Annotated in this window: 14 protein-coding genes and 1 riboswitch; of the genes, 10 read left to right on the top strand and 4 right to left on the bottom strand. The window is 37.1% G+C overall.

All coding sequences use genetic code 11. From position 1 onward, the window contains the following. Positions 1-55 precede the first annotated feature (55 nt). The 9 genes from AC27G3_RS13855 (at position 56) to AC27G3_RS13815 (ending at position 9,967) form a co-directional block, all read left to right on the top strand. Positions 56-352 carry a YcgL domain-containing protein gene (locus AC27G3_RS13855; protein ID WP_487122504.1) on the top strand — a complete coding sequence of 99 codons (297 nt, stop codon included), beginning with the start codon at positions 56-58 and terminating at the stop codon, positions 350-352. Between the two features lie 16 nt (positions 353-368). Continuing rightward, positions 369-1,406, top strand: coding sequence for a lytic murein transglycosylase (locus tag AC27G3_RS13850; protein ID WP_487122502.1), 1,038 nt, complete (start codon positions 369-371; stop codon positions 1,404-1,406). Between the two features lie 57 nt (positions 1,407-1,463). Beyond that, positions 1,464-1,982 (top strand): YcgN family cysteine cluster protein, encoded by a 519-nt coding sequence (locus tag AC27G3_RS13845; protein ID WP_487122500.1) that lies wholly within the window; start codon positions 1,464-1,466, stop codon positions 1,980-1,982. A gap of 35 nt (positions 1,983-2,017) precedes the next feature. Further along, on the top strand, positions 2,018-2,893 hold the full coding sequence (locus AC27G3_RS13840; RefSeq protein WP_487122498.1) for a DMT family transporter: 876 nt from the start codon (positions 2,018-2,020) through the stop codon (positions 2,891-2,893). Between the two features lie 354 nt (positions 2,894-3,247). Beyond that, positions 3,248-4,786, top strand: coding sequence for a Re/Si-specific NAD(P)(+) transhydrogenase subunit alpha (locus AC27G3_RS13835; RefSeq protein ID WP_487122496.1), 1,539 nt, complete (start codon positions 3,248-3,250; stop codon positions 4,784-4,786). Between the two features lie 11 nt (positions 4,787-4,797). Then, positions 4,798-6,219, top strand: coding sequence for a Re/Si-specific NAD(P)(+) transhydrogenase subunit beta (gene pntB, locus AC27G3_RS13830; protein ID WP_487122494.1), 1,422 nt, complete (start codon positions 4,798-4,800; stop codon positions 6,217-6,219). A gap of 195 nt (positions 6,220-6,414) precedes the next feature. After that, on the top strand, positions 6,415-7,311 hold the full coding sequence (locus tag AC27G3_RS13825; RefSeq protein WP_487122492.1) for a 1-acyl-sn-glycerol-3-phosphate acyltransferase: 897 nt from the start codon (positions 6,415-6,417) through the stop codon (positions 7,309-7,311). A 619-nt stretch (positions 7,312-7,930) separates the two neighbouring features. Next, a complete protein-coding gene (locus AC27G3_RS13820) occupies positions 7,931-9,253 on the top strand; it encodes a DEAD/DEAH box helicase (RefSeq protein ID WP_487122490.1) in 1,323 nt (440 codons plus the stop codon). 45 nt (positions 9,254-9,298) lie between these two features. Next, positions 9,299-9,967: a hypothetical protein gene (locus tag AC27G3_RS13815; RefSeq protein ID WP_487122488.1), complete on the top strand. Its 669-nt coding sequence runs from the start codon at positions 9,299-9,301 to the stop codon at positions 9,965-9,967. Between the two features lie 44 nt (positions 9,968-10,011). Here AC27G3_RS13815 and AC27G3_RS13810 read toward each other — a convergent pair whose 3' ends face one another. Beyond that, positions 10,012-10,914 (bottom strand): GGDEF domain-containing protein, encoded by a 903-nt coding sequence (locus AC27G3_RS13810; RefSeq protein ID WP_487122486.1) that lies wholly within the window; start codon positions 10,912-10,914, stop codon positions 10,012-10,014. Positions 10,915-11,213: 299 nt separating this feature from the next. Here AC27G3_RS13810 and AC27G3_RS13805 point away from each other — a divergent pair, with 299 nt between their 5' ends. Beyond that, positions 11,214-13,184 carry a monovalent cation:proton antiporter family protein gene (locus tag AC27G3_RS13805; protein WP_487122484.1) on the top strand — a complete coding sequence of 657 codons (1,971 nt, stop codon included), beginning with the start codon at positions 11,214-11,216 and terminating at the stop codon, positions 13,182-13,184. A 22-nt stretch (positions 13,185-13,206) separates the two neighbouring features. On the opposite strand, the gene AC27G3_RS13800 is transcribed toward AC27G3_RS13805, so the two are convergent. The 3 genes from AC27G3_RS13800 to AC27G3_RS13790 all read right to left on the bottom strand — a co-directional run bounded on the left by AC27G3_RS13800 (position 13,207) and on the right by AC27G3_RS13790 (position 15,922). Continuing rightward, on the bottom strand, positions 13,207-14,358 hold the full coding sequence (locus AC27G3_RS13800; protein ID WP_487122482.1) for a patatin-like phospholipase family protein: 1,152 nt from the start codon (positions 14,356-14,358) through the stop codon (positions 13,207-13,209). Positions 14,359-14,535: 177 nt separating this feature from the next. Further along, entirely contained in the window at positions 14,536-14,895 is a 360-nt protein-coding gene (locus AC27G3_RS13795) for a DUF3718 domain-containing protein (protein ID WP_487122480.1), read from the bottom strand. Between the two features lie 65 nt (positions 14,896-14,960). Then, positions 14,961-15,066: riboswitch (cyclic di-GMP riboswitch) on the bottom strand. Between the two features lie 199 nt (positions 15,067-15,265). Beyond that, positions 15,266-15,922: a 3-oxoacid CoA-transferase subunit B gene (locus AC27G3_RS13790; RefSeq protein ID WP_487122478.1), complete on the bottom strand. Its 657-nt coding sequence runs from the start codon at positions 15,920-15,922 to the stop codon at positions 15,266-15,268. Positions 15,923-15,932 lie beyond the last annotated feature (10 nt).

Here is a 15,932-nt window from a genome sequence, read left to right as displayed (position 1 = left end):
ACTCTGACATGAATAATAGCCATTATTCATAAAACTTAAAACATAGGTCTGCATTATGCTGTGTACTGTTTATAAAAGCCCTAAAAAGGCTGATACTTATCTTTTTATTAAAGTGCGTGACGACTTTTCAGATGTGCCTGACGCACTTAAAAGTACTTTTGGTACGCCTATATTAGTTACTGTGCTCAATTTAGCCTCAAAAGCTAAGCTCGGCTTTGCTGATTTAGAAAAAGTAAAAACGAGCTTACTTGAACAGGGTTATTATTTACAGTTGCCTCCGCCTCAAGAGAATCTACTTGATGAGCACAAAGCGATGCTGAAGGCGAAACAAGAAAAATCAAAATTATCTTAATAAGGACGTTGTTTGTATGTTGAAGTTACCTAAATTGGGACTTGTCCTAATCTCTATTATTTCATTAACAAGCCATTGGGTTAGCGCAGAGCAAAGTCAAAAGGTGAGTTTTGATGACTATATTATTTCTCTTAAAGAAGAAGCGATTAGCAAAGGCTTTGAACCTGATTTAATTGCGAGTAGTTTTGCTAAAGTTAAATTTCATCAACGGGCCGTTAAAGCTGATAGAAGCCAACCTGAAAAAGTAGAAACATTAGATACTTACTTACCTAAGCGCGTGCCTGACTGGAAAGTTAAAAAAGCGCGTGATATGTATAAAGAACATCAAGAGTTGTTGCTGGAAGTTAGTGAAAAGTATGGTGTTCAGCCTCGATTTATTGTGGCGTTATGGGGGCTCGAAACTAACTTTGGTCGCATTATGGGGAATTACAATGTTGTGTCTGCACTGTCGACCATGGCTTATGAAGGAAGGCGAGAAGCTTTTTTTAAAAAGCAATTGTGGGCTGCATTAACTATTTTACAAGAAGGCCATATAACCATTGAAAACATGAAAGGCTCATGGGCCGGTGCGATGGGGCAGAATCAGTTTATGCCTACTTCTTTTCTTGCTTATGCGGTTGATGGCGACGGTGATGGCAAAAAGGATATTTGGACAAATCAAGCTGATGTGTTTTCTTCGATGGCCAATTATTTAAAAAGAGAGGGCTGGAATGATGAAATTACCTGGGGACGCCAGGTTAAACTACCCCAAGGTTTTGATCTGTCTTTAGCAATACCCAAAAATACTGGTAGCAGAAAGAATTGGTTAGCGGCATGGAGTGACAAAGAGCAAACGTTAGCGCAATGGCAAGCATTAGGAGTTCGCCGTAGTGATGGCACTAATCTGCCTAATGTCGATATTCAAGCGGCATTAATTTTTCCTGATGATGAAAATGGCCGTGTGTATCTTGCTTACGACAATTACAAAAGCTTAATGCATTGGAATCTTTCTTATTATTTTGTGAGTTCTGTCGGTCATTTATCTGATCGAATTAAATTTCCGCCGATACAATAATAAAGAACATGTATTTTCCTTAATAACAAACAATTAAATTAATAAATAAGATATCCAATGACTGATAGCAGCGTAATTAAACCTTTTTGGCAAACTAAATCATTAAATGAAATGACTCGCGATGAATGGGAGTCTTTGTGTGATGGGTGTGCTAAGTGCTGCTTAAATAAATTTATTGATGATGAAAGCACTGATGAAGCAACAGAACTGCTTCCTACCAATTATATTGATGAAGGTGAACAAGTTGTGTATTCCAGTATTGCTTGTTTTTTATTGAACGATAAAAGTTGCCAATGCACAAAATATGCACAAAGAACGACTTTGGTACCTGACTGTGTACAATTAACCCAAGATAACCTTGATGCTGTTTTTTTTATGCCGCCAAGTTGTACATACCGTAGATTACAAGAAGGAAGAGGGATCCCCTCTTGGCATCCGCTATTACATAAAGGAAAAAAATCGGCAATGCATAAAGCGGGTATGTCAGTCCGCGGTAAAATAGTGAAAGATGATCAAGTTAGTATTGAGCAATTTGAAGATTATATTGTTAGCTGGCCGTTAAATGATCTCGATTAATTTTTATTTAGTTGTTTAACTTAAAGTACCTCCTTATGCCAACTCATCAACAAAGCTTGTTTCAATTACATTTCGCTGTTTTACTTTTTGGTGGAACAGCTTTATTTGCTAAACTTATTGGTTTATCAGCTTTAGATATTACCGTTTATCGTACATTTATCGCGGGGGTGTGCTTATTTACTTTATTAGCTTTAACTAAAAGACCAATAAAGTTAACTAATGCAAAAGATTATAAAATCGCCATTTTATTAGGTGTTTTAGTTGGTATTCATTGGGTAACTTACTTTGCTAGCATGCAAATGGCAGGTATAACCATTGGCATGATCGCTTTTTTTACTTACCCAGTTATAACGGTATTTTTAGAGCCGTTAATTAATAGAACCCGCCCTCGATTAAAAGATATTATTAGTGCAATGGTGGTGGTGTTAGGGATTTATTTATTAGTGCCTGAAGCAAGCTTAGGCAATCAAGTGACTTTTGGCATTGTTACCGGTGTCGTTTCAGCTTGTTTTTTTGCTTTACGGAATATCATTCATAAAAAGCACTTTGCTCAATACTCAGGCAGGCAAACCATGATGTATCAAACAGTTGTAGCAAGTTTAATGTTATGTTTGTTTGTTGAGGTGCCGCCAATGCAAGTAACTATAAACGATTGGTGGCTTATTTTATTAGTAGGTGTTGTTTTTACAGCATTACCTCATTCACTATTTGCCGCGAGTTTAAAGAACCTTTCAGCCACTACGGCGGGCTTAATTTCTTGCCTACAGCCATTGTATGGCTGCGTCTTTGCCTTTGCTATATTGGCAGAACAGCCTTCTTTAGTAACACTCATTGGTGGTGCACTGGTTATTAGTGCTGCTTTTTTTGAAACATGGTCTGTTAGTCGAAAACCCTCACCTTCTTCAACTTAAAGATGTTTTTCTTTGCCCAGCCACTATTAAGTATTGCTGTAATCTATAGCAATACTTAAATTTGTATAGTGACTATTTAGATAAGAAACTATTCAATCTGTTCTATTTTAGAATATAAACCACTATGAGATATTAAATTGTCTGTGTGATTTTTACACAAATAGTGTTAAAACATTAAGGTCTATTATTTTTTGTAGTTATATTTTACTGCGTTACCGATTATTTATGTGAGGTAGCCTCATTAAAAATCACAGTCTTGCATAAAAATTTTCCATCTTGTAGTGAATTAAACTCAAAAGCACACAGACGTAATCTTATAAGAAAAATTAAACTCTGACTTATTGAAGGTGTCTTATGATAATTGGTATTCCTAAGGAATCTCTTACAGGAGAAAATCGCGTCGCGTGCTCTCCAAGTTCGATAATTGCTTTACAAAAATTAGGTTTTACTGTGCAAGTGCAGAAGAGCGCTGGCGTAAAAGCGAGTTTTACAGATGAGGATTTCAGTGCGGTTAATACTGAGATCGTTACAAAAAAGAAGTGCTGGCAATCCGATATTATTTACAAAGTTAACCCGCCGACATTAGATGAAATAGAACTGATGAAAGAGGGAGGTTTTTTAGTTAGCTTTATAGCCCCCGCGCAAAACCCTGACATTTTATCTGCACTTAAAGCTAAGTCTATAACTACTCTTGCCATGGAAATGGTGCCAAGAATGACACGCTCGCAATCTATCGATGCGTTAAGCTCAATGGGAAATATTGCGGGTTACCGAGCCGTTATAGAGGCTGTTCATCATTTTGGACGATTTTTAACTGGGCAAATCACGGCTGCCGGTAAAATGCCGCCAGCGAAGGTGATGATTATTGGTGCAGGAGTTGCTGGATTGGCTGCTATCGGTACAGCGGGAAGTTTAGGCGCGATTGTCCGTGCTTTCGATACTCGTCCAGAGGTTAAAGAGCAAATAGAAAGTATGGGGGCTGAATTTCTAGAGCTCGATTACGAAGAGGAAGCTGAAACAGACTCTGGTGATGGTTATGCTAAAGAAATGAGCAAAGCTTTTATTGATGCTGAAATGGCATTGTTTGCCGCGCAAGCAAAGGATGTTGACATTATCATAACCACTGCAATGATACCGGGTAAACCAGCACCTAAGTTAATTACCGAAGCTATGGTTCGTTCAATGAAAACAGGCTCAATTATTGTCGACTTAGCCGCCGCTGGAGGAGGTAATTGTGAACTAACGGTTGCAGGGAAAATAACAGACGTTAATGGCGTTAAAGTGATTGGTTATACTGACTTGGTTTCACGTTTGCCTAACCAATCTTCAGGGCTTTACGCGAATAACCTTGCTAACTTGGCCAAACTTTTGTGTAAAGACAAAGATGGTACGTTTACTATTGATTTTGAAGACCAAGTTATTCGAAACATGACCGTGGTTAAAGACAATGAAATAACCTTCCCACCACCGCCAATACAAGTAAGTGCAGCCCCTGTACAACCCAAAGCTGAAATGGTGAAGCCAATTGAAAATACTGAACCTGAACCTGTAAATCAGACTAAAAAACATTTGTTAATTGGTGCTGGAATAGCATTGTTTGCATGGGTGGCAAATGTTGCCCCTGCTGATTTTTTAACCCATTTTACTGTGTTTACCTTAGCTTGCATTATTGGTTACAACGTAGTGTGGAATGTTAGTCATTCACTGCATACTCCTTTGATGAGTGTAACTAATGCGATCTCAGGCATCATTATTGTAGGAGCATTATTACAAATTGGACAAGATAACTTGCTTATACAGTCACTGTCGGCAATTGCGGTATTAATTGCCACGATCAATATAGTTGGTGGCTTTAAAGTTACTAGTCGTATGTTAAAAATGTTCAGAAGATAGTAGGGGATATCATGGAATTTTCATCAGGATTAATAACTGCGGCCTACCTTATCGCAGCACTATTATTTATTTTTAGTTTATCAGGATTGAGTAAGCAAGAGTCAGCAGAAACCGGAAATTTATATGGCATGATTGGAATGGCTGTTGCGTTACTTGCAACGCTTGCCGATCCTCGCGTTTCTAATGTATTAGTTATTTTTGTTGCTATGGCAATAGGTGCTGTTATTGGTTTGAAGCTGGCTAATAAAGTTGAAATGACTCAAATGCCAGAATTAGTAGCAATATTACATAGTTTTGTTGGCTTGGCTGCGGTGCTTGTCGGGTTCAATAGTTATTTTGAAATGCAACAAGCTTTCGCGAGTAATTTAGGGCATTTAGGTATGAATACGTCGGATATGCAAACGGCAATGAGTATTCATTTAAGTGAAGTCTTTATTGGGGTTTTCATTGGCGCTGTGACTTTTACAGGGTCAATAGTGGCATTTGCTAAATTAAGAGGAGTGATTAACTCTAGTGCATTGATGCTGCCACACCGTCATAAAATGAATTTAGCTGCTGGTGTGGTTTCATTTATTTTAATGATTATTTTTGTGCAAAATGGTGGCGCTAATTTTCCATTGTTTTTAATGACAATTATTGCTTTGGTCTTTGGTTGGCATTTAGTCGCTTCTATTGGTGGCGCCGATATGCCGGTTGTTGTTTCAATGTTGAACTCGTATTCAGGTTGGGCGGCAGCCGCAGCTGGTTTTATGTTAAGTAACGATTTACTAATTATTACCGGGGCGTTAGTTGGTTCATCAGGCGCTATTCTTTCTTACATTATGTGTAAAGCAATGAATCGCTCTTTTATTAGTGTGATTGCTGGTGGTTTTGGTACCGATGTTGTGATTGATGAAGGTAAAGATTACGGCGAGCATGTTGAAGTGCAAGCTGAATCAGTTGCCGAACTATTAACTCAGGCTAAGTCGGTAATTATTACTCCGGGTTATGGGATGGCTGTTGCTCAAGCACAGTACCCTGTGTATGAAATGACACGAGCGCTAAAAGCTAAAGGAATTGACGTTCGTTTTGCTATTCACCCTGTAGCAGGTAGGTTACCGGGCCACATGAACGTATTACTTGCTGAAGCTAAAGTTCCTTACGATATTGTTTATGGAATGGAAGAAATTAACGATGATTTTTCTGAAACTGACGTAGTGTTAGTTATAGGTGCAAATGATACGGTTAATCCAGCAGCGGCTGAAGATCCCTCAAGCCCTATTGCTGGTATGCCTGTTTTAGAAGTATGGCATGCTAAGAATGTTATTGTTTTTAAACGATCAATGAGTACGGGCTATGCAGGGGTTCAAAATCCATTGTTCTTTAAAGACAATAGTCAAATGCTGTTTGGTGATGCTAAAGATTCGGTAGAGCAAATTATAAAATCATTTTAACACTCAGGTTTATATTACTTGCCGCTTAACGTTTGATTAATAGCGTGCTTAATTAACTTAGCTCTAACAGTCATTAGGAGCTATTTAATTAAGCACGTTGTAGAGAGTAGCATTTTGTAGTTAGCTTAATATGTTTCTGTTATAATTGTTTTCATAGCACCTACCACATTAGCCTTGTAGCAATTAAGTTTTATTATGGCCAAAAATGATACTGAAAAACTCAGCATTCGTGAAAAAACAATATTTGATGGTATTTTTACTAAATACTTTTTGAAATCCCTTTTTTATATCTGGTTTAAAATTGCAGGCTGGGAAGTGACAAAATCTCGACCAGAAGGCGCAGGGGTTGCTATTGCTGCTCCTCATACATCTAATTGGGACTTTATTTATGCGCTAGGCGCAGCAATCTTACAAGATGTTAAAATTTATTTCTCTATTAAAGACAGCTGGTGCAGACTCCCTTTAATGGGAAGGTGGATCATGTGGCTTGGCGCAATGCCGATTGACCGTTCATCAAAAGGGCTAGGGCAAGTTAATCAAATTAAAGCGTTCATTAATAGTCAAAAAACAGCAAGAGTGTTCTTTTTATTCACGCCTGAAGGAACGCGCGGAGGGGTGAATAAATGGAAAACAGGCTTTTACCATGTCGCTCAAGGTTGTGGTATTCCGATTTTCCTCGCTAAAGTAGATTATCGAAAAAAAGAGGCGGGTGTTTTTCACTCTTTTGATGTCACAGGTGATAAAGAAAGCGATATAAATGCAATTCAGGCTTCATATAAAAGTGTTTATGGTAAATTTCCTGAAAACCAGTTTCCCAGTTACACTGGCCCAATTCCTAAAATATCTGAAAGTGAAGCTAATGTGATTCGTGCGATGTATTCTTTTAAAGGTGTTGCTACACGGATGGAAATTATTGGTAAAGCTAAGTTAGGTGAATTATCAATTGCGATGTTAGATTTTTTAGTTGAAAAAGGTCTGTTAGAGCAAAACGATGCCATTGTTGATGGCATAAATGAGCCCACTTACTCATTAACTTTTGCAGGAAGAGGTTGCTTGTTACATCTTTATCCAAGCCTAATTAAAAATACTTAACACTTTTACACTGAATTTTAATGATATAAAGCCGAAACTTAGTTTCGGTTTTTTTATGAAAAATATTCACCCCCTTAACTTCTTCTTATTCGTTTTTGTCATTTTATTATTGAAAGCGTTATATATTTTTAAATCATCATCCTTGCATCTTATTTGATATAAAGTATACAATATATCTAAGTTGTTGGTGATAGCTGTTATCCCATAGCTTTGTTTAGTTTCTCTCCTTGAGGAGTGTTTGTTTAACATTAAATTAGCCTGGTCTGTCAGTTTATCTAGCATGTCAGTTCAGCGCTGTTAATAATAAACATTATTTATTATCAGCAAAGAAGACATACTTAACCTTCCTATTTTTGGTTTGAACGCTCTAAGTCAATTTATAAAATGAACTTTCCCTCACCCCGTTAATATTAAGTAAGTTTATTAACGGGGATTTTTAATTGTAAGACAAATACTACTTAATTTATTTAAACATTTTATTCTGCGCTTAACGTTAAGATCTACTATTACCTAAGGTGATTAATTATTTCAGTAATGGTCAATATTGTTCTTCGCAATTCTGTATAGAAAGCTGTTATAATTTGCGTTCTTAAATTTCTTTAAATAATGTTGGTGATAAATGAGTGTTGATTCTATGGGGTTTTCAGAAGGGTTGCTAAGAGCTGTTAAAGCTTGTGGTTACCACAGTGTAACTCCAATTCAGCAGCAAGCTATTCCTGTTATTAAATCAGGTGTTGACGTCTTAGCCAGCGCACAAACAGGAACGGGAAAAACAGCAGCCTTTACCTTACCGATACTTGATCTGTTAGCAAAAAATGCTAATGACAATAATTCATCTTCCCAAAGAACGATTCGGGCACTTATTTTAACGCCTACTAGAGAGCTCGCCTCACAAGTTGCACAAAATGTTGAAGAGTATAGTCAGTTTTTACCACTATCCTCTGGGGTCGTCTTTGGTGGTGGAAAAATGCCATCTCAAACGAAGATGCTTAAGTCTGGTGTTGATATATTAGTTGCGACACCCGGACGCTTGTTAGAGCATGTTTCTCTTAGAAACGTCGATCTTTCTCATGTTAAATATGTTGTATTAGATGAAGCAGATCGCATGTTAGATCTAGGGTTTTTAAAAGACATAGAGCGTATATTTGATGTAATTAAACAACGTCACCAAACATTAATGTTTTCAGCTACTTTTTCTAACAAAGTAAAAACGTTAGCGAAACAACTATTAACAACACCGAAGACCATCGAAGTTGCTAAACAAAACTCAACATCGGGTAAAGTAAAGCAGTCTGTCTATTGGGTATCAGAAACACGTAAGCGAGAATTATTGTCTGAAATTATTGGTGTGAATAATTGGCAGCAAGTTTTAGTTTTTGCAGGCACAAAGGAAAGTGCTAACTTGTTAGCGAAAGAATTAAAGCTTGATGGTATAAAAACAGCAATTTGTCATGGCGACAAGTCTCAAGGCGCACGTAACCAAGCGCTAGAAAAATTTAGCAATGCTAGTGTGAGAGTGCTAGTGGCAACCGATGTAGCAGCGCGTGGTTTAGATATCGACGATTTGCCTTATGTTGTCAATTTTCATTTACCATTTCTTGCTGAAGATTATGTACACCGCATTGGTCGTACTGGACGTGCAGGAAAATCAGGTGTTGCTATTTCGTTAGTTAGTCCCAAAGATGAACAATTTTTGGAAAATATTGAAGCCTTCATTGGTCGAAAATTTGAGCGTATCGTCGCACCAGGTTATGAAATTGATCGTCCATTACCCGCTCAATATCAAGGTGAGATTGAGAAACCTTTAAAGAAAAGCCGTTATCGCGCGACACAAGAAAAAAATCAAGCGCTTGCTAAGAAGAAGTCAGAAAACGCTTCAGCTAAAAAGAAAAAGAGTTCAACAACCAAACGGTATAATTCTAAAATTGTGAAAAAGCGTTAAGACAATATTGAATTAGTCGTCACTATGAGTGTAAGTGTATAGTTAATGCCAGAGAATGATTTAAATACGGTAGAGATACCTTTTAAACATAGGCATCATTGTTGGTTTTGTGGTGAGCCTTCATTTAATAAATTTGAGTTCCCTCCTGAATATTCGGGTAATTTACTTGCTTTTCATAGCAGAGCTCTAGGATGTTCACACCCAAGATTGAAAGTGCCAAGCTGTGCTGAATGCAATCAATTTGCTCGCCAAGCAGACGTAGACTCAATTTGGGCTGTTAAAGAGTTTGTCAAACGTTGTTTACTCAAACGATACCGTAAAGATTTAGCAATCGGAGTTAATTGGACTCAAGAAGAACTCAAAAACAGTGAGTTCGAAGGGGGTTGTTTTGAGGGGTTTCAAAAAAGTGCATGGTTTATGTATGAGGTAGCTCAAGCACGAGTTAACTTTATTGGTTGGCCTATTGCTTTTCATGGTGTTGACCTTGTTGTCAGTTTTGAGGACAACAGTTTTGAATTCGACGGAGTCAACTACCCAAGCCTTGATGAAGCCATTAGTCATTATTGCCAACTTTATTCGTTAAATAAATTATTATTAATGGCAGCCCTAGACAAAGTTGGTGTAGGTCGCTTTGCTCACGCTGTTAGGTTTTGCCGATTGTTATTAGGGGCTACACCTAACGAGCAAAAGCAAAGCTTAAAAGAGTTTAATTAAAATTAGATAAAGTCATTAATATTTTTTTAATGACGATAATTATCCTAAACAACACTCAGTGTTTTACTTAAGTTTTGAGATGAGCTTAGTTTGTTCTTGTATAAACATTTATCCGCTCGGTCGAAGAAACTTTGTTCACTATCAGCTCTGTTCATGAAGGTCATACCCAAACTAGAGGTCACTTGATATTTAGCTAGTAAAGCATCTTGAGTTAATGCATGGTTGATTCTGTTTTCAATAATTGCCAAAGATTGATTACTCGCACTCTCGACAATAATACTAAATTCGTCACCACCGAACCTGAAAATACTGTCGGAGTCGCGCACACTTATTCTTAATGCATTGGCAAAATGTATTAATACTTGGTCGCCAATTTGATGGCCATAATTATCATTTATACTTTTAAACTTATTTAAATCGCATACAATTAAACCTACATGAGAACGATGGCGATTAGCATGATGCATAGCACGTTTTAGTTGCTCATCAAAATATCGTCGATTACCTAAACCCGTTAGAGAATCTTGCATAGCAAGTTGAATTGCTTGATGGTACTGGATGGCATTTTTCAAAGGGTAAAGTAAATACTGGTGTAACTCGTTTAGTATCTTATAATTAGTAAGGCTAATAGGAGAATTTACAGCATAGGTTAATATGCCTATAAGCTCTCCTGCAATTTTAAGTTCAAAGTGTCGTTCATATTTTGCTTTTCGGCTGCCTCTGATTGACTGACTTAGATGACTATTTTTAAAATATAATCCGGAAAAGTCGACAAACTTTGCTGCCTCCATTGCAAACATATTGAGTATTTTTTCCAACTCAAGACTGGTTTGAAGTTGTTCGAGTAAAGCTAATCCATGCTTAGTGTTTTCAACATGCACAGAATCCATTACTCTTAATGCATTGAATTCTGAAAAGTGATTGTCGAGTATATTTAACGTTTGCATAGCTGCCCCTAACCTAGTTATTACAGTTAGTATTAAGCAATTTCTATGCCTAATAATTTGCAGTTCTAAGGTAAGTATAAATCATTGATTAATATTAAGTAAAAGTTAACTTAAAATGTGTACAATCAAATAAAAATGCGATGTTATTTTTTTGACGGCAAAGAATTGCCGCATGGCAAACAGATGTTTCTTTTGGTTATACGAACTTTACGAGTGATATTTTGCCTTGTATAAATAGTCAATAAACCGCTTCATAAACACGCTTAAAAGATCAACTACTCTATTATTAAGGATTTTTTGTGACAGGACATATAGAGATTTTAGCCATTTTAACTAGCGCCGTTTTTATTGTATGGCTCTTTAGGCGTTTAAAATTACCAGCAATTTTGGCGTACCTAGTCGCAGGAATGTTAGTAGGGGAGCATGGTCTTGATTGGGCTCAAGGTCATGTGAATTATGATCACTTTGCAGAGTTGGGGATTGTTTTTTTATTATTTACCTTAGGCTTAGAGTTTTCTTTACCTAAATTAGTAGCCATGCGCCATTTGGTATTGCGTGTGGGAAGTTTGCAGGTTGGTATTTCGTTAGTTATTTTTATTCTGTTAGCCCTTATATTTGCACAAACTTTTAGTAGTGCATTTGTTATTGGTGGAATTTTAGCGCTGTCATCTACAGCAATTGTTGTTAGACAATTGAGTGAGTCAGGCGCGATGAAGCGTAAGTCTGGTCAATTATCTGTGGCTGTACTGTTATTTCAAGATGTTGCTGTAGTCCCATTTTTAATTATCATCCCAATGTTAGCAATGAGTGGTGATAACTCAATGTTTTTAGCGTTGGTTATGGCGCTAGTTAAAGGTGTTGTGGTTGTTAGTGTATTGATGTTGGCGGGGAAATGGTTATTGCCTCGTCTCTTTAATACTATTGCACAGGTTAGAACTGACGAGCTTTTTGTGTTAACGACATTGTTGGTGACTTTGGTTGCTTCAGCATTAACGCAGTGGTTTGGTTTATCAATGGCTTTAGGAGCCTTCCTTGCGGGGATGATGCTTGGTGAAAGTCAATACAAACATCAATTAGAAGCAGATATAAGGCCTTATCGAGATATTTTACTTGGATTGTTTTTTATTACTGTCGGGATGAAACTCGATATTGCCGTATTACTTTCATCGCCTTGGAGCATTCTGGCTATTATGCTTTCATTTATGGCAATTAAGGTTGTTGTGATCAGGTTACTTGCTGTGCGTGCTGGTGAGGCGTCTAAAGACGCTTGGGCTGCTGGATTTATGTTGTGTCAAATGGGAGAATTTGGTTTTGTATTAATCGCGCTAGCAAGACAAGTTGAAATTCTTCCTTTAGATATCGCATCTTTAATGCTGGGTGCCGGTGTTATTAGTATGGCTATAACGCCATACATTATTAACAATGCAAGACAATGGGGGGTATGGTTAAGTCAAAATAAACAACTTGATACAGAACGTTTACAGCAACTTCCGGAGAATGATAATTTAAATGATCACGTTATTATTTGTGGGTTTGGCCGTGTAGGTCAAACCGTCAGCCGATTTTTGAAACAAGAGTCTATTAAGTTTGTTGCTATTGATATAGATCCGCTGCGTACCTGTAAAGCACGAGATGCAGGAGAGAACATATTATTTGGCTCTTCAAGGCAAGCTGAATTACTGCAAGCAGCCCACTTATCAACAGCTAAGTTAGTGGTAATCGCTTTTGGTGAAGACAGGCAGTCGGTAGAAGTCATACAAAAAGTACGTTCATTGTCTCCTGAGGTGCCTATATTGGTAAGAACTCGAAATGATGATCAATTAGCGCTTCTTCAAAAAGCTGGGGCAAATGAAGTAGTACCTGAAAGTTTGGAGGGTAGTTTAATGCTTGTTTCTCAGGTGCTTTCTTTATCAGGCGTTCCAATTTCTAGAATTATCCGTCGGGTACAAAAAGAGCGAAAAAACCATTACAACCACCTTCACGGTTTTTTTCAGGGTGAACATACTGATATGGGACCAGAGGCCATTGATAGGATAGAGTTTGCTCATGCAATATTATTAACCGATGGTGCTTTTGTTATTGGACACACTATTCAATCGTTGAATTTAGCACGTAGAAGGGTGAGTATTATTGCCCTTAGAAGAGAAGATCAAGAAATTGAAGACCCTGATGAAAATACCATACTTAAACCTCAAGATACGTTGATATTACGAGGTAAACCTAGAAGAGTTGAACGCACAGAGCGGTATTTAAACGAAGGCGACAAATAAGAAAGTAACGCAAACTGAGTTTTTATAAAGATAAAAAATCTCTTATTTGTGTCTCTTTCTCTAGGGCATCTTTATAGCCTAGTTTAATTAATTTTCGGCAATAGTTCTTTTCAAAAAGTAAGTAACTAATCAAACTTGATTCAGAGTCATTGCTGATACCCACTGATCTTAATAATAAACGTATAGATAAAGGCAGTTCATGATAATGATTGAGCGCAATATGATTAAAGTCTGCGCTAGGGTTAAGTACCAAACTGTCAATATGCTTTAAACCTTGCTCTTTATCTCTAGCTTCTTTGGAGATTAGAGATAAAGTACTATTAACTCTATCCATCCGTTCTATATCACTTTTAAGGGTATCTGAAAAAACACTGTCAAGCAAATGGCCCGCAATGGTTGCTGTACTAGGCGGATGAGGGTTATTTTCATTGGCAAAGAGGGGATTTTTAGGTTGCTCAACGCCTATCACTAAAATACGCTCAGCTCCTAAATGTATCGCAGGACTTAAAGGTGATAATTGATGTACTGAACCATCACCATAGTGCTGGCTTTTTATTTTAATGGAAGGAAACACTAATGGAATTGCCGCAGAAGCCATTAAGTGCTCACTATTGATTTGACATGGCTCGCCACGGCGTTTCGCCCTGAACCATGGCTGAATACCATCTTCAGATTGAAAAAAACTAATAGAATTGCCTGTAGAATAATTCGAAGCCGTAATTGATAACGCAGATAAATAACCATTATCTATGTTTTTATCAATACGGCTAAAGTCAACAACTTGGTTTAGTAGAGCTCTTAATGGGGCATTATTGAGTAAACTTCGAGATGATTGGTTAGCGTAATCTGCTTGAAAGCTACCCAAAACACCTTGGGTAATATTATTAAAAACCCTGATTGGGTCGCTATGATAAATACTATGTGTATGTAAAGACTTCCACATCCATTCTAATTTCTTAACACCTAGATGAAAACAAGATGCATAGCATGACAGTGCAGTCGAGTTAATCGCTCCTGCAGATGTCCCGCAGACTATGGGAAAAGGTATGCCGTGATTGCGAGGAATAAATGTTGCAATAGCTGATAATACACCTACTTGATATGCCGCACGAGCGCCACCACCAGTGAGGAGTAATGCATTTTTACTATTTTTATATGTTCTTTTTATTGCCATGTTCAAGTACTGCTAGGTGATATAAGTTAAGTGTATGGATTTTTTTTATTATTAACATCATAAATAATTAAAATTATTCAAAAAAAAAAGCCAGCAAAGCTGGCTTTTTGAAGCGACATAGAATTATTAACTAGTAAACATTGATGCTAAGCATTGACACCTACTTGAAAATAACTTTCAGCTGCTAACGCGTTCGTTAGCTGCGTCTATTAATGGTTGCGATCCATTTTGAATAAGTGCTAAGTTCGCTGAAACAACTTTCTTTGGTAATTTTGCAATCATCAAAGTACCTGTTTTAACAGAACCTTTTGCAGCAGCAAATTCCAACAAGTTTTTACCGTTACATTGAATACCTGAGAAGATACTACGAATTTTTAATTTATTCGTCTTTAAAAAAGAACGCATGCGTTTTTTGTCGTCGGCAGCCACATATTCACAAACGCTTTGAGCGATGTTTGAAGCTTGTGCCTTCGGCGTCGATACAACAGACGTCAATAATAAAGCAGTAATGGTAGAAGCTAGTAATAATTTTTTCATTTTATTAACCTTTTAATTAATTAAGTTAGTTAGTAAAAGAAAAAACCACAGGATGTACCTAATAACGAGGTGACTCCGCTGTCATAGATTTTATAATTATTGCTAAAAATAAAAACCCTTAGACCGGTGGTTTTGCGTAACATGTTTTCGCATGTCTTGCCTTTTCTTTGTCACCTTCAGTATTGCTAAATTCATTACAAATTGCAACTTTACAGCTACTTTTATTGGTTGTTTTTTGTACTTTTGATTTTTTTGTCATTGTTAAACAGTAGTTTAAAAATCAAGTTATACAATATACCGTTTTATGTGTTCGAAAAAATTAATATTTTATATTAATAGCCTGTTAATTTTATGTTCATTTTTATTACAATTAAAATTGCATTTCAGGTACATTTTCGGGCACTACTAGCTCACCTTCGGTTAGTTTTATAATTTCATCAACAGAAACACCTGGCGCGCGTTCGATTAAATGAAACTTTCCCTCTTTAATTTCTAAAAAGGCTAAATCTGTTAATACACGTTTAATACAACCTTTACCTGTTAATGGTAATGAGCAGCTATTTAGTAACTTTGATACACCATGTTTAGAGGCATGTGTCATAGTGACAATAATATTATCAGCGCCAGCAACTAAATCCATTGCGCCACCCATACCTTTAATTAGTTTTCCAGGGATCATGTATGAGGCGATATTACCTTGAATGTCTACTTCAAAAGCGCCTAATACGGTTAAATCTACGTGGCCGCCACGGATCATGGCAAAAGACTCTGCAGAGTCGAAAAGTGAAGCGCCTGTAGCCATAGTAACGGTTTGCTTACCAGCATTAATTAAGTCGGCATCTATCTCTTCTTCGGTAGGGAATTGCCCCATACCCAATAAACCATTTTCAGACTGTAGCATGACTTCTATATTCTCTGGTACGTAGTTAGCAACTAGCGTTGGAATACCAATACCTAAATTAACATAAAAGCCATCTTCTAGTTCTTGAGCAACACGTTGTGCTATTTGTTCTCGTGTTAAAGCCATTGGTAATCTC

The organism is Colwellia sp. SU-HH01217 (assembly GCF_057543495.1).
Note: the sequence above shows the minus strand (reverse complement) of the source record. Positions and strands in the feature narration are given on the sequence as shown.

Coding starts and splice junctions, on each gene's coding strand:
- AC27G3_RS13855 (WP_487122504.1), top strand. CDS start 56: ATGCTGTGTACTGTTTATAAAAGCCCTAAAAAGGCTGATACTTATCTT.
- AC27G3_RS13850 (WP_487122502.1), top strand. CDS start 369: ATGTTGAAGTTACCTAAATTGGGACTTGTCCTAATCTCTATTATTTCA.
- AC27G3_RS13845 (WP_487122500.1), top strand. CDS start 1,464: ATGACTGATAGCAGCGTAATTAAACCTTTTTGGCAAACTAAATCATTA.
- AC27G3_RS13840 (WP_487122498.1), top strand. CDS start 2,018: ATGCCAACTCATCAACAAAGCTTGTTTCAATTACATTTCGCTGTTTTA.
- AC27G3_RS13835 (WP_487122496.1), top strand. CDS start 3,248: ATGATAATTGGTATTCCTAAGGAATCTCTTACAGGAGAAAATCGCGTC.
- pntB (WP_487122494.1), top strand. CDS start 4,798: ATGGAATTTTCATCAGGATTAATAACTGCGGCCTACCTTATCGCAGCA.
- AC27G3_RS13825 (WP_487122492.1), top strand. CDS start 6,415: ATGGCCAAAAATGATACTGAAAAACTCAGCATTCGTGAAAAAACAATA.
- AC27G3_RS13820 (WP_487122490.1), top strand. CDS start 7,931: ATGAGTGTTGATTCTATGGGGTTTTCAGAAGGGTTGCTAAGAGCTGTT.
- AC27G3_RS13815 (WP_487122488.1), top strand. CDS start 9,299: ATGCCAGAGAATGATTTAAATACGGTAGAGATACCTTTTAAACATAGG.
- AC27G3_RS13810 (WP_487122486.1), bottom strand. CDS start 10,914: ATGCAAACGTTAAATATACTCGACAATCACTTTTCAGAATTCAATGCA.
- AC27G3_RS13800 (WP_487122482.1), bottom strand. CDS start 14,358: ATGGCAATAAAAAGAACATATAAAAATAGTAAAAATGCATTACTCCTC.
- AC27G3_RS13795 (WP_487122480.1), bottom strand. CDS start 14,895: ATGAAAAAATTATTACTAGCTTCTACCATTACTGCTTTATTATTGACG.
- AC27G3_RS13790 (WP_487122478.1), bottom strand. CDS start 15,922: ATGGCTTTAACACGAGAACAAATAGCACAACGTGTTGCTCAAGAACTA.